At 57.9% G+C, this 14,731-nt stretch carries 8 protein-coding genes; 2 read left to right on the forward strand and 6 right to left on the reverse strand.

Features of this window, described 5'->3' with window-relative positions; translation table 11 throughout:
- The first annotated feature begins 231 nt into the window (after positions 1 to 231).
- The gene (locus Poly21_RS16945) at positions 232 to 3,312 is read left to right on the forward strand and encodes a CHAT domain-containing protein (protein ID WP_302119306.1); all 3,081 of its coding nucleotides are present in this window, start codon (positions 232 to 234) and stop codon (positions 3,310 to 3,312) included.
- Positions 3,313 to 3,401: 89 nt separating this feature from the next.
- Here the strand turns inward: Poly21_RS16945 and Poly21_RS16950 are convergent, their stop codons facing one another.
- The 6 genes from Poly21_RS16950 to Poly21_RS16975 all read right to left on the reverse strand — a co-directional run bounded on the left by Poly21_RS16950 (position 3,402) and on the right by Poly21_RS16975 (position 11,452).
- A complete protein-coding gene (locus Poly21_RS16950; RefSeq protein ID WP_146408083.1) occupies positions 3,402 to 4,040 on the reverse strand; it encodes an EF-hand domain-containing protein in 639 nt (212 codons plus the stop codon).
- A 186-nt stretch (positions 4,041 to 4,226) separates the two neighbouring features.
- Complete coding sequence (locus tag Poly21_RS16955) at positions 4,227 to 5,534, reverse strand: MFS transporter (protein WP_146408084.1); 1,308 nt, start codon at positions 5,532 to 5,534, stop codon at positions 4,227 to 4,229.
- Between the two features lie 353 nt (positions 5,535 to 5,887).
- On the reverse strand, positions 5,888 to 6,109 hold the full coding sequence (locus Poly21_RS16960) for a hypothetical protein (RefSeq protein ID WP_146408085.1): 222 nt from the start codon (positions 6,107 to 6,109) through the stop codon (positions 5,888 to 5,890).
- A gap of 2 nt (positions 6,110 to 6,111) precedes the next feature.
- Complete coding sequence (locus Poly21_RS16965) at positions 6,112 to 7,656, reverse strand: sulfatase family protein (protein WP_436967500.1); 1,545 nt, start codon at positions 7,654 to 7,656, stop codon at positions 6,112 to 6,114.
- 34 nt (positions 7,657 to 7,690) lie between these two features.
- Positions 7,691 to 8,623: a sugar phosphate isomerase family gene (locus tag Poly21_RS16970; RefSeq protein ID WP_146408087.1), complete on the reverse strand. Its 933-nt coding sequence runs from the start codon at positions 8,621 to 8,623 to the stop codon at positions 7,691 to 7,693.
- Positions 8,624 to 8,908: 285 nt separating this feature from the next.
- Positions 8,909 to 11,452 (reverse strand): hypothetical protein, encoded by a 2,544-nt coding sequence (locus tag Poly21_RS16975; protein ID WP_146408088.1) that lies wholly within the window; start codon positions 11,450 to 11,452, stop codon positions 8,909 to 8,911.
- A gap of 181 nt (positions 11,453 to 11,633) precedes the next feature.
- Here Poly21_RS16975 and Poly21_RS16980 point away from each other — a divergent pair, with 181 nt between their 5' ends.
- Complete coding sequence (locus Poly21_RS16980) at positions 11,634 to 14,690, forward strand: outer membrane protein assembly factor BamD (protein WP_302119308.1); 3,057 nt, start codon at positions 11,634 to 11,636, stop codon at positions 14,688 to 14,690.
- Positions 14,691 to 14,731: the final 41 nt, after the last annotated feature.

Below are 14,731 nucleotides of genomic sequence, written 5' to 3' on the forward strand. Positions count from 1 at the left end.
CGTCAGTTCCGCACAGGGGGTGGCCGAGATGGTCCTCCCCGCTCCGCGAGGCCGCACGTCGACACACTGTATCGGCGTTGGGCATAGGATCGCTATCTCCCTCCTAAACGGAACTACTCAGCGATGACATGCGTCCGTATCATCGAGGGATAATTCGTCTCCTGCCGTTCAGTTGCCTACATTAAAGTAGGTTGTTGTCGACCTCGAGGGCAACGAAAACGATCCACCGCCATGCTTGATCCCCTTAATAATCGTCTGAATCTCATGTTCCGAAGTTTCACTGTCCTGCTGCTGACGTGGACGATCTTGATCATCGCTAGTCTCGCGTCAAGCCCGTCGGTGGCCCAGGTAGGATTAGGAACTGATCCGATGATCACCTACTACCAAGCGTTGCAGGCGTATCGTGACGGCGACATCGAGAACGCGATACGTGGCTTTGAGGCCGCTGAGCGAGGCACCCGTACCGACCCCAGCGGCAAGTGGATTGATGCCATTCCCGCTCGCGTGATGCTTGCCGAGTGCTACTGGCAACTTGGTCACCTGCCCGCCTGTCAGGCTAATCTCGATGCCGCCACTGGGATTGCGATCCGCCACCAGGGCTGGATCGGTAGCCTCGATTTCTCGGTGCTCAATACCGCTCCGCAGGTTGCCGCCCCAGGGAATCTATGGCCGGAGGTGGCCGCAGTGCAGATTCTGTCGGTGCCCAGCAGGATACCTGTGCATATTGGTCAAGCCGTCACGGAGCAATCGCTCGCTGCCGGCGGTGTAATCACGCCGCCGAATATCAAGAACCTCGATGCCATTGAAATCATGCGTTGTCTCGCGGTGGCATCGCATCGTCGCCGGGTTTTGCTCGGGCCACTCGCTGTGGACAGCACGATGGGGAGCGAGCTTCTCGAAGCGACGAAGCGGCCCACAGCTTTGAACCAGCCGTTGGCCAAGAGTCTGCTAAACGCCATGCGCGGTTGTGAATACTACGCGACTGGCGAAGACAAAACTGCGGTGGATCGAGCGAATAATTACGCGTCTCCAGGCGGGGTTCATCCGCTCACGCCATTGTCGATGTTATGTGCCCTGAAGGTTTCCACAGGAGGTAACGACCTTGGTGAACTGAATGGTGACAGTCGTCGATCACTCGTTAATACCGCACAACAGATTGTCAACGCCGCCGCCGCATTGGAACAATACGAGTGGATTGGCGAAGCGTTGCAGGTCGCCATGGGAGTCGCCGACGAAGCCCAGCTTAGTCGCGTTGAGCAGACGGCCCTGATGGCGGGGCGAACGTTGGTCCAGCGATCACGCTTGGCCTCGCTGCACTGCTATCTGGTTGCCGCCGATGCAGCCGTTTCAGCGGGCCGCGTCGAACCGGCGACCGAGCACTTGCAGACAGCATTGGCCTTGACGGGACGACGGGACATCCAGTTGCCACGACTACAAGCCTACGCTGCTTATGTTGCTGCGAGAATCGCGGCCAAGAATGGGCAGTCGATTGGCATCTCGATGGGTAGTGAGATGACTTCCGCTCTCACCACCATGAACGATTTTATCCTCCATGGACGCAATCAGCGTCGACCGATCATGGCGATGCCGTTTCTCCATCAGGTCGACATCGTGATGGCGAGTATGAGTGGCAATGTCGGCAACCAATCAGCCAAACGAATTCTCAGTGCCTATGCGAGTCCCGCCGGCATCGGACTGTGGCGTCAAGATCCGCTCAACGCGCTTGCCGCCATCAATTTCGACGACTCTGCGTTGCACGCAGCGTTATTGAGACTCGCATCGCTAGAGAATGATGGGATCGGCGTCTTGAAGCAAACTGACCGGTTGCTCGCCAAGCGATTCACCAGCCAGCTGCCCCTGCAGGGGCGTCTGTTGCAATTGCGGACGCTCGCTTCGGCATCGACGGATTCGATGTGGCCATCGGTCCGCCAGTCCATGGAGTCGCCTGTGCCCGCTCTTAAACGTGTGCGGGAGCTAACACAGGCGGCGATCATTCCACCGGCGCCAGCGCCGAGAGATCCCGCCGCCGCGGCGGCCAGTTGGGGAGCCGCACGCTCACTCGCCGACGCGCACGTGATGGAGGCCCTGTTGAGCGACCTATCGCTCGCGCGCATCGCGGTGCCCGAAGTCAACCCGCCGCGGGTCGCGACGACGGATGTGGATGAAATCCCCGATGGCACGGTCTTGTTGACGTTTTTGGTGGACTCCGGCCGCATCATCGCGTCGGCTTCCCGCGACGGCGTCACGCGGACCTGGGTAGTGCCGGGCGCGAATCGATTGCCCGCCATGGTGAGCCGCCTGCTGCAAGACATGGGCGCATCGCAATCGCGAGGAAAGCGTTTGCCCGATGACGACACCCAATGGAAAGCGGCGGCAACGAAAATACGTAGTTACTTGTTTCCAGCGGATTCAGGATGGTCCGAAGACGGCTTGGAGAGAGTGATTGTGGTCCCCGACGGCCCCCTCTGGTATCTCCCATTTGAGCTCCTTCCACTCGCCGACATCGCAGCGAGCAACGGTGAGGAGAACGCTGAGCCGAAGCCTGAGTCGCGCTGGGCCGATGCGCTGGAGGTGCAGTACGCACCGACCCCAGGGTTGGCCCTGCGGAATGCAGAGGGCGCAACGTCTGCGGACCAAATCGCCATGGTCGCAGGGAACTTTTTTGCCGTCCGAGATGCGCAGGCCAACGAGGCGATGGTGCGAGATGTTATGCAGACCGCTGACAACGCCATCATCAGTTCACTAGTGGCGTCCCCTGCCACGAGTAACATGGGGCTGAATGTTGGCCATCTCATCGTCGCTGCGCCCATCACGCCAAACCTGAAAAGCCCTCTCTCCACACAAATTATTCCGCTCGACAGCACGAGCGGGCAGGCAGCAGGTCGCTCCGATACTCTTCGCGACTGGGTGCGGTTGCCAGCAAGTGGTCCCCGGACCGTTTTCCTACCAGGACTGCGCACCAGTGCTGCCACGTCGAAACTCGGTGACGGCAGCGAGCTGTTTTACCCAATGATCTCATTGCAAGCCTCGGGAGTTCGGGAGGTTGGCTTAAGTCGCTGGGCTACCGGTGGCGCCTCGGCAGCTGCGGTCTTGTCCGAGGTCGTCAACGAGGTCCCATACACCTCCCTTGCTGCCGCCATCCGGCGCGGCACCATGATGCTGCGACAGACCGAGTTATCCCTTTCCCGGGAACCTCTGCTCGGTAAAGCCGACAGCGAAGCGACTGAGATCAGTGGTGATGAACCGCTATTTTGGGCGACGTACTTGAGCAGCGGATCGCTCCAGCTCGCCCCCCCGACGAAAGAGGATTGAGCGTCACGACCCCACGTCCGATCCACTGTATGGATGGCCAGGCGACGTCTAACTGTCCGACGCAAAATCGCCGGCATCGTCCAGTTGAATTAGCGTTCGGCGGGCGGGCGACGCTGACCACGTCCACCTGCACGTTGTTCCTGACCTTGGTTGAGCTCTTGCGGGCCTCCGGGGCCTCCCGGACCTCGCTGCATTTGCTGTTGCTGTTGGGCAGTCAAAATTCGTGATAGTTGGGCGTCGACTTCTGCTTGGAGTTGCGCGATTGCCGCTCGTTGATCGGTCGTCAATTCCAGTTGGTCTTGGATGAATGGGGGCAAGATCTGGCCGACCTGCGGTGGGCCGAATTCGCCAGGGCCACCGGGCATGCCGCCAGGAGGCGGTCCGCCGGGTCCACGCTGTCCGCCGCCGAATCCCTGTTCACGACCCTGGGCGGCGTTGTCGGGCTGTCCCCCCGTGATCGCCGACAGCTCGGCCCTCGTAACGATTCCATCTTGATTCGCATCGGCTCGGTTAAGCATGGCCCGCAGACGCATGTCGGTGACCTCATCTGCTGTCAGTTGCCCATCACCGTTCGTGTCCATCATCATCAAACGATCGACTGGAGACACGCCAGTCCGGCCGTTGTTGAATCCGCCCTGGCCGCGCCCGCCCCCCGGGGGCTGCGCGATTGCATATGTCGTGAATGTCAAAACGGTGACAGAACCGAGCAGTCTGGAGAGTTTGTTCATGGATTGTTCCTGACGAGAGTGAAAAGAAGAGCACCGACAAGCCGCATGGCAACGCCCGCTTTCAACAGGGTTGCGACGCGGAGCGAAAACCGCCACAGAATCTCGCGGGAATTCCCAGGACAAAACATGCTCAGCTCGAACAGCTGAATCGTTTTGGGGCTGGCGGCTACGACACCGTCCAGAGGCTCATTCCTCTTCGGCGCTAGCCAGAATTGGGGCGACGACGCTGCCTGCACCCGGGCGAATCGACAGGAACCGCATCCGGATCTGTCGCAGGGAGTGATGTGGCAGTGCAATTCCCGCAAGCAATCCTAGGCAGAACAATCGTCCACTCGACGAGATGCCGAAGAGCGTGTGATAGCCCTCTGCCGAGTATCCGATCCAACCCATAATCGCGGCGCCCGTCGTCGCGCCGACACACACCGCGAGGGTGTTGGCAAAGTTGTAATAAGTCAGCAATTGGGTTCGCTGAGCGGGCGGCATGGTTTCAAAGAACATTAAAAAGAAACCGAGTTCATATGCCGCCCAAAAAACGCCGCTGAGCAATTGGACCACCAGCAGCCAAGCGACTTGGTCAGAAATGATCCACAGCGCCGACAGCGGCACCAAGCCGACGCCGCCGATCCACAGCACACGGGTTGCTCCCGAGCGTTCCGCAATTCGGCCCCAGAACGACATCGATAGCACCTTGCTGATGAACGCCACTGAGATCAACATCACGAATGTGCCATAGCCAAATGACAGTTGTTTGAGCATGTACGGCGTGAAGAAGGGGCCGCTGATTTGCACAAACACTTGCATCAAAACTAAATAGGTCAGCAGTTGTCGCGCACCGCTGCTAACGGTCTGCGATGAATTGCCGATTGGCGTGGAGCGTACTCCGGAGGCTACCTCGGCACCTGTTTCAGGCACGCCACACGAGGCTGGTGTCACCCCCGTGGAGTTGGTGCGGTGCAGGAACACGGCGGATACGAGACGGCAGACTCCTGCGACAAAGAATAACGCGGCAAAACCCAGGAGCGTTCGCTCATTCTGGCTTGTCCACTGCAAAAAAAGTCCCGCTGATATCAGCGAGACGAACGTGCAGATCTGTTGCAGCCGAGATCGGCGAGCAAAGAAGCGAGTCCGGCGGGGGGCCGGTACGACATGTTCGATCCAGGTATTCCATGCTGGACCGATCGCCAGTCCAGCGGCCCAGTAAACCGATGCGATTAACAGCATCATCGCTAGGGAGAGCGAACCCGACCACGCCGCCCAGGCAAGAGGAAGAAATGCCGCTGCTTGCAACACCGCCCCGGTGACGATCCATCGATGAAAGCTGCCCAGCCATTTAATCGCCAGTGGAGAGATCAGTTGCAGCGTTCCCCCAACCAACAAAGGAATGCTGGCGACTAACCCAGAGGCAGTCTCACCCAGTCCGATGGCTAACGCGAAGGCGGAAAAATAGGTTTCACCACAGCCGACCATGCCCCCGAAGAACGCGGCGTCAGCCATGCTTCGTGTCAGATTGCGATTTTCCCCTGCGGGGGGAGGTGACGCCTGTCGGTCAAGGACGAGGGGAGCGTGGGCAAGAGACGAGGCAAGAACCATCGACGCAGCGGTGTGGGATGTGAGTGGGTGATCGGAATCAGAGGCGAGCGCAAGAGCGTCAACTGTAATCCCAACCTGCCCTCAACAGCGAGGCCACTTTCCAGGCATCGCGATGTGCCCAAAACATACCGACGACAGCCAGACGACTCCGTCCGTCTGAGTAGATACGTGCTGGCGCCTGAGCTGGCACACGCTGGTTTCTCGCTGGTTTCTCGCGACGGGCGGATCCGCCCGTCGACCAATTTCAGTGTGTCCCGTTAGCGCCTTTCCACTCGGGTCGCGTGCTCTTCCATCAGCTGGGCGAATTTCTTCCAACTCATTTTGAGGCCCTCCTGCGTGTAGGGAGGGAACCAGACAATGGAACCGTTTGAAATTTCGAGCGTGCCGAATTTCTTTCCATCACGCTCGACATCGAACGTGGCATCTGCCCGTTTGATCTCACGCGGTGGGAGCGTCATTTTGACTTTGTGGGTTGCCATCTCTATTTGCCTTTGGCACGTTCGGGATTGTTGGAATCGAGGCGGGGGGCCGAGTAGCCCTGGTCTCGTATTGCTTGTAAGCGTCTCTGCATTTCTTGGACGCGCTTAGGATATTCGCGGGCGAGATTCGCTCGCTGGCCGGGGTCATCGTGCAGATTATACAACTCCACCGCTTGGCCATCGTCAGGCTGGTATCCGCGTTTGGCTTCCCAGCCGCGATTGCGGCCGCTGACATACCCTGTCTTCGCGTCGACGAGCAACCAATCACCATGCCGGATCGCGTACTGGTCCGGTTTCGTATTGTGAACGTGCGATGTCCGGACACCCTCGGTTTGTCCCTTCAACAAAGGCATCAAGTCGTGGGAGTCTTCGGCGGCGTTAGCGGGCAGGTCAAATTGCAACATGTCTGCGAACGTAGCGAATAAATCAATTTGTGATACCAAAGCGTCACATACGCGGCCGGGTGTCGTGATACCGGGCCAGCGAACAATCAGGGGCACATGATGACCACCTTCGTAGAGATCGCGTTTAAGGCCCCGGAATGGTTCGGCCGACCAGTGGTCGAATTCAGCGTCCCGTGCGTAGGCGTATTTTTCAGGGCCGTTATCCGCGGAGAAAACCACGATCGTGTTCTCGCTCACGCCCGCATCGTCGAGGGCCCGGAGTAGTTGACCGCAGGCGTCATCGGTCTCAAACACGAAATCGCCGTAGGGGCCCGCTGCGGATTTGCCATCGAACGAATCGTTAGGGATGATGGGCGCATGAGGGCAGGGAAACGCAAAGTACAGAAAGAAGGGCTGGTTCGCGGCTGCGTGCGACTTGATGTAGTCCACGCCTCTCGCCGTAATCGTCGGGAGGTTCTGATAGGGATCCCAGTCCGAACACATCGGCCCCGGCCGGCATTCCCAGCGTCCTTCCTTGATCGATTTCCACTTCGATGTATCCAGGACAGTATCCGGTGCCTTCACGAGCTTGTCATTCTCAATCCAACCATAAGGGGGAAAGTTGATGACGGTATCGCCAAAGTAGCTGTCAAAACCATGGTCCAGCGGTCCATCGGGGATCGGACGATCCCAATGATAGGAGCTTGGTAGTATCCAGTCTTGCTTGGCAATTCCCGGTTTGCGGATTGCTCCCCAGTCCCAGCCGAGATGCCACTTTCCGATACAGCCTGTGTGGTAGCCATGGCGTTGGAACATCGCAGCCATCGTCAGTCGGTCGGGTTGGATGACCGATTCACCCAAGGCATTGACGATGCCGTGGAAATCCCGCCAGTGATGTCGACCAGTCAACAGCGCATACCGACTCGGTGTGCAGATCCCGGAGGATGAATGCGCATCGCTAAATCGCATCCCGTGCCGCGCCAATTCGTCAAGGTTGGGTGTGGGGATCTTCGAGTGAGGATTCTCGATCGCCACGTCACCGTACCCAAGGTCGTCGGCGTATAGGATCAGTACGTTCGGCTTTTCAGCTGCTGTCGCGGCAAAGCCGGCAATGCAATTTAGCAGCGCCAGCGAGACTGTGAGGAGGGATTTCATGAGGTGCATATTCCAATGATAAGTGGCTTTCGATGGCTGCAGATCAATGCATTTCGACCGAGCAGGTGCCGATGCCGCCACGGTAGTAGTTGAACTGAACGTTGGGGTGGTCTGCTAGCAGTGACATAGGAACCGCGGAGTTCGCGATGCCTTTGGCAACCATCAGGCAGGTCAATCGTTGGCCGAATGGATTGTCGTGGGCCCCCGCATGCCAAATCGATACCTTTTCGGCCTGCCACGTCTCAACGGGACCGACCGTGACGGCAGCAGTGGGCACCAAGGATATGTTGCCCCCGCCGCTCGTGCGAGCGTTTTGAGCGATCGTCAGGGGATGCAGTTCGACGACACGGGTCGCTAACTTGCGATATCCTTCGGGTGGCGGGGGGGCGTCTTTCCATTCGCCTTCGCGACGTACCGGATCGTTGAAGGCCCAGTGCTTGACGTCGCCCTGCCCGCCCTGCATGACCGCGCAGCGTACACCAGTATCCCAGCTCTCGCGGTACGGCTTCACGTCAGCTTTAGGGAAATGCAAATTCGTATCAGGCATTCGCAGCTTCGCATCGATGCGGTCCAGCAGCATCTCGCGATCGCACTTTTCGAACGACAATGGATGGTTTGCTGGGACTTCGGTCCCATCGACGATCCACTCGTCCATGCCCCAGAAATGACCGCTACGCACATCGAGTCCGAGCGAGTTGATCATGCGTGCAACGAGTGGTAACTGTTCGGTCGGGCCAATCGGGCCACACACTCCCACCGGATTGTCGTCGGTCGATTGCTTCCACGCTTCGAGATACTCAAGCGCTTCGGCGAGGTAAAAGTCTTCCAAGGTGTCGTAAAAAACAACCTGGAATCCGGGGCGAGAGAGGGCGAGCATCTCCGCCGGCGAGAGCGCCGCTGCCTCGTCGATGAGCTCTTGGTCAAGTGTCGTGTAATCCCACCAATCCGACGCGATTACGCTTTGTTTTGCAGTCATTCATAAAACCTTGTGTGTCAAGCAATGAGGGGCGTAGCATACCATGGATCGGTGTCGCATTGGTTGAGCCGAGTGCCTAGTCGGGCGGGCGGTATACGATCTCGCGGGGCAATGCCTCGATGCGTATACGAAGCGAATCAGGCGTTTCCCACGAGACATCAATCGGCCCATGCGGAAGAACGAGGCCCTGGTGTTGGAATGGGGCCGATGTGAGGCGGGTGGGGATGGGTGGGGTTGGGTGGGGTTGGGTGGTTGCTCGTCTGAGTCTCGGAGAGACTCAGCTACTCATTTGGCTCGGCGGTCGCCGCGACGCGTGACGATACCGAATATGATGACCGCGATGATGGCCGTCACGACGCCAAATGCGGCAATGTTGCCAATCACCTGCACGCCGAGTGGATCCGTCGAACCGGAACGCTGGTCCGCGATCACACCCGCAATGATCAAGGGGGCGAACTGTTTTCCTCCATGGGATCGCATGAAATCGGATTCGTAGCTCCATAGCCGGTAAAAGAAACCTTCCACTCGAATCGGCACGTTGCGTGTGACGACGAGTTCCTCTTCATTGTCAGCGGAGGGCTGGAGAAAATCAGGGACGTGAGCTGTGACGATGGTGACGGGGTAACGGTTTTCCATTGTGACGGGATCGCCACCAGGCACCTCAATCCTCAGTTCCACCTTGCCAAGGTCACCGATCGCATCAATCTCGTAGTAATACTCTCCGCCGATTTCACGCCGTCGTAGCTCTGACTCGACCGCAACGCGCGTGATCCGCACCGTTTCAACATCGAGCTCAATCCAGTCGCCAGTGAATTGATGTGGGTTCTGTAATAGCTCCACCGGGGATACCGCGACGGCGGATTCTCGCATCGAGCGGAAGGCTGTGTTTAATTGGCCGTCGTCCAACGGCATCTCGTCGCCGTGGTGCTGCCCCGCCATGCTAGCGGCGCCCATCATCGGATAGAACAGTGAGGAATCTGAGTCAGACAACGGTTGCCGGTCGAGCTTGTCGATATCCGCCAGACGGCTTAGGTCCACGCCTGACATCGCCAGCACCGCCTCGGCGGGAGACCGCGGGTGGGCGGGCGCCCAGTTTAATCTTCCCGCGACATCGACGATTAAATTTGGAGGTGCTTGATTGTCACTGCCCTGAATTTGAATCTCGGTCGGATTCGGGGAGGAGGTGCGAATCCGCACGGCGACGCCCGATACACGATCACCGGTATCAGCTTCGGTGGGTAACCGTTTTGAGAACAGTATATGGGGCACGCCCGCGACGTCAGCGAGCTGAGTCATATCGATCTGTTGAAGGTCGAGATATTCTTGGAGCTCTGGGCTGATGTTGAGGGATGTGCTCGCCACGATGGCTCCGTCGATTGGGACAGCGTCGCCGACGACCGGTGGTGCCCCAGATTGGGCTGCACGTGTCTGCAGTGCGGTCTGGCTGAGTCGATTGATGCGAAAGACAATCTTGGCGATCTCGTCGACATTGACGCGCGGATTGTCAAGAGTTGGATCCGCCTGCTGAGCAAGTTCTTGCAATCGCGTCGGATCGTACCCCGGCAATAAGTCCATCATCGTTTGAGCCGATACAGGAGACGGGGCTGCGACGCAACACAATAGCCACGCCAGTCCTAGCTTGACGTGGTGCCGATTTCGTCTCGCTCGCAACTGCCGGTTCTGCGCCGCAGTCTGCCACATCACCCACATCGCGATCAGCAATCCAACGCTGGCGGAGCCAACAGCGATCCAGAGAAGCGGCACGTCATGATTCGTCGCGTCATTCAGCGGCGCGTCAGTCGATGCAGATTCACCAATCGCTGCTGCCACAACCGGGTTGCCGTTGGCGCGGATCGTCGCGATGTGACCGGCAACGACGGGAGTCAGTTCCACGCCTGCCTCGGATGGGTAGGATAGTCGCTTCAGAAATTCACCATCGATTTCGAGTTTGGGACGTGGCGATTTCACCGACCACGATTGCTTGGCGCTCACGCCTTCCTCGGTTGATGAGGCAAGCGGGTGTTCGTTGTCCTGACTGTCCGTCAGCGACGCTATTTCCTGTGGCAATTCAGGTACGACAACGAGCCACGGCCGATTGCTGGCGTCATTGGGCAGGAGCCACAGGTTCCAGTACGACGTGATCCCAAAGGAGTTAGCACTCGCCACGACGCGTTCGATCTGTACTAGTTCGCCGCTCGCGACCATCGTATGTCCGCGATAGACCTCCGGTTGCTGGAGTAGGGGGAGCACACCTGTCGGTACTGCTCGGGGCCGGGATTGATTGAGTTCTTCGAATCGAGCGTTTGCTCTGGCGTGGAGGGCAAGCGTGGCGGTCAGGCCAGGGCCGTCGGCGGCGCGCCAGACGGTGCCGTCCAACATTTCCGCGATCAGTTGCTGCTGAATCGCCAGGGCCAGGTGAGCTGGGTCGCTGGCCGTGGGGGGGATGGGATCCCCGTTGCCCTCAGGCAGTGAGGGGTCGGCATGTAGCCAAGTCGCGAGCACCGCCGAAAGTTCTGCTGTCGATTGAGCATCCACCCATGCGCCGGACGACTGCTGGAGAGGCTGCATTTCAGCGGAGCGGTGTTGGCTCGTGAGCGTTCGCTGCACATCTGCGGGGGGACGGCGGTGAGTGAGTTGTTTCCGTTGGGCGGTTGGAAACAAGATTTGATACACCCCCGAATGGGCCGCCTGTCGCATCACAACCAGGATAAGCGTCATGACGACGAGCAGGCGAATGACCCGCCGCCATGATTGACCAGGGGCCGCCGCCGCACGCCCCAGTTTTCGACCGTAGAGTGATTCGCCATGTAGTTCGCTGGGGATTCGCATCGGGCGCAGGTATGATGAGTAGTGAAACGATGCAGACTCTCGAATCGAGGGACAACCTCGCTGCATTGGAATTGAAAAGGTTGCTAGTCCGCTACTGGCACTTTAACCTAGTGTAGTGCTGCTCAACATGCCGAACTCCCCCGACACGTCCGTCGAATTCGTCTCTCGCTCGATATTTCCCATGCCGCGATCGCCTCACGTTGTTCAGTCTCTCTTGCCTCGCCGGTCCGGACATCATGTTGGATCGTTGATCAGTCGTCTCGCGGTGAGCGTACTCACACTCGGGTTCGTTGGAGCGATGGGTAGCTCGCCGGTGCTCGCCCAAGGCGAACCGGCCGCCGACTTTGTCAAACGGCTGCGAGCAGCTGAGTACTATGATCTCGCGATCAAGTATTTGGATCGATTGGATCAGTATCCAGGTGTCGATTCGGCGTTCATGACGACCGTGCCTCTGGAAAAGGCACAGACTTACATTGAGTCCGCCGGGGTGGCTCGTTCCGTCGAGCGCCGTGACGAAGCTTTTGCCGAGGCCGAGGTGCAGTTGCAAGCATTCTTGAAAAACCATCCGGACAATCCGCGAGCCTCCGAAGCTCACGCCCAGTTGGGGAAACTGAGGCTGTTTCGCGGCTCGCAGCTCATGATTGGAGAGCTTGATCAGGGCAAACGCAAACAGGCTCGCGAACAGTTCGAGGCTGCTGCGGAGACCTTCAACGATATTATCGCAACTCTGAAGGGTAAGCTCGAGCAGATGAAAGTTGCCGATATCGATCGCGACAAAGAGCCGGAAAAGGCGGCTCTGCGGGATCGATATCGTGGTGAGTTTTTGATGGCACTTCAGAATGCGGGCGAAGCAAAAATGCTCGCGGCCGAAACATACAAAGACCCAGCCAAGGAAGCCCCCAAGCTGCTGGAGCAAGCCCTGGAAAGTTACACAGATCTCAGTGAAAAGTACGACAACTACGTGCTGGGAGCGGGGGCATTCTATGCCCGTGGCAAAGTCGAGCAATTACTGGGCAAACGCGATCAAGCGTTCGAGAGTTACACCCGCATGCTAGAGCAAGACGATGCACCGGAGTTTCGCGATGCGAAAGTCGGTGCAACCGCAGGCTTAATCAGTTTGATGCTCTCAGGAGAGAAAAAAGACTACGCCGCTGCGATTGAAGCGGGTGAGCCGATGGAAACCTCGCTTCGTCCTAACGAACAACGCACGCAAATTGCCCAAGACCTTCGCGTCGAACTTGCCCGCGCCTACCTCGCAAAGAATGCGGATGAGAAGAACAATAAACCGAACGAACGGAAGCGGGCGCTCTCGGAGGCCAGGAAGCTGTTGATGCAGGCTAAGAAGATTCCTGGGACGCACGATGAGTCGACCATGAAACTGCTCGCTGATATTGGCATCGATGCGACCTCGACCGAAGCGGTCACTGAACTGCCGACCGCCGATGACCCGTTGGACTTTGCCGCCGCGCTGGCGTCGGCGCGGGAGCTCTTTCAAACCCAGCAACTACTTTCCGATCAGCTGGAATCACTCAAGAAGCAGGAGGGCAGTGACAAACAGATTGAGGATTTAAGTGCTTCGTTGAACTCCATGCGTGAGACTGGGATTGTGATCCTGCGACGCGGATTGTCGATGATCAACGCAGATACCGAGGCAGCTGAGATCAACGAGGCACGCCAGTTTCTCGCGTTTTTGCTGTTACAAGAAGAGTACTACCGCGATAGTTTTGTGATGGGAAGCTCGCTCGCTCGCTTTGCCCCTGGTACGGATATCGGGCTCAGTGGTGGATTGATCGCGTTGAACTCGGCTCAACAGATTATCTCGGCCGAGGGGACGGGGAGCAATTTTTGGGTGGGCCAAATCAAAGAGCTTGGCGATTTTCTCGTACAGAAATGGCCCGATAATCCGAAAGCGGCATCTGCCCAAGGCATCTCCATTGCGATGGCGCTGAAAAAAGGCGATTTGGCCGACGCCAAGGCGATGATCGACGCGATGCCAGCGAGCCCTGGAAAAGCACAGTATCAACGCACACTCGGTTTGTTTTTTTGGAATGAATCGCTGCGATTGCTAAGCGAAGAAAAAGAGCAACCAGCCAATGAACAGTTAACACAGGCCGCCAAGGAACTCACCACGGGGCTGAACCAGATTCAAGGGGGCCTGGTTGATGCCGATGCGATGAATGCGGCCCTGATACTCGCCAAGATCCGTTTGCGGCAAGACAAACCGGATGATGCGGTCAAGGTGCTCGACCATCCAAAGTATGGTCCGATCAAGCTGTTGTCCAAGCTCGAAGCGCCGTCACAGGATTTTCTGTTTGATCTCTATCGCACTGAGTTGCAGGCGGTCGCTGGACAGATGACAGCATCGGGTGGCGACCAAGAGAAACTTCTGGCCCGCGCCTCCCAAGCAATCGATCAACTTCAGAAGACGGCCCAAGGGGGCGAGGGTAAGAAAAAGTTGGTGGCTACGTTCCGCGCCCTCGCAGTTGACATTCAGGCGCAGATTGAGAATGCGCCGCCCGCTCGTCAGGAAAAACTGATCGATGCGTTCAACGTATTTCTGTCGCGGATCGCTGGCATTTCGCAAGATGACACGACGTTGCTGTGGGTCGGCCAAACCATGTTGGGGATGGCTGAGTCCGCCATGCCCGAGGGTCAGGTAAAAGCTGCCGGCCAAACGGCGGACCTGTTGAAGACCTCGATCACTACCTTCCAGGCACTAAAAAAGAAGCCCAATGCATCCGATACGATTCCATACATGCTTGGGAAAGCCATGCGTTTGCAAGGCGATTACTCGGGGGCATTGAAAGAATTTCGCGAGATCCTGAAGGCCAAGCCGACCATGATCGATGCTCAAGAGGAAGCTGCCTTGACGTATCAACAGTGGGCGGCAGTTTTGCCGGCAAAGTACAAAGCCGACGCCTACGAGGCGGCCGTGGCTGGCGGTAAAAACGGAACCATTTGGGGCTGGGGAAAAATCAGTGTGATGACGCAACGAAGCCCTGCGTTTCGCGAACGCTTTTTCAATGCTCGCTACCATCTTGCGGAGTGTCGTTTTCTGCAGGGCCAGGCTGCTGGGGATCCTAAACTTTCCAAGAGTGCAGCAGGCGTGATTACCGGATTGGTGGGGTTGTATCCGGATATGGGTGGACCTGATCAGTTCAAGAAATTCGATTCCCTGCTCAAGAAAATTCAAGCTGCCCTGGGCGAACCTTCAGTCGGGCTGGCAAAACCATCATGATCCATCCACTAACGGAACTCTATTCTGTCATGAACCTCCTA

Source organism: Allorhodopirellula heiligendammensis (assembly GCF_007860105.1).
Lineage (GTDB): Bacteria > Planctomycetota > Planctomycetia > Pirellulales > Pirellulaceae > Rhodopirellula > Rhodopirellula heiligendammensis.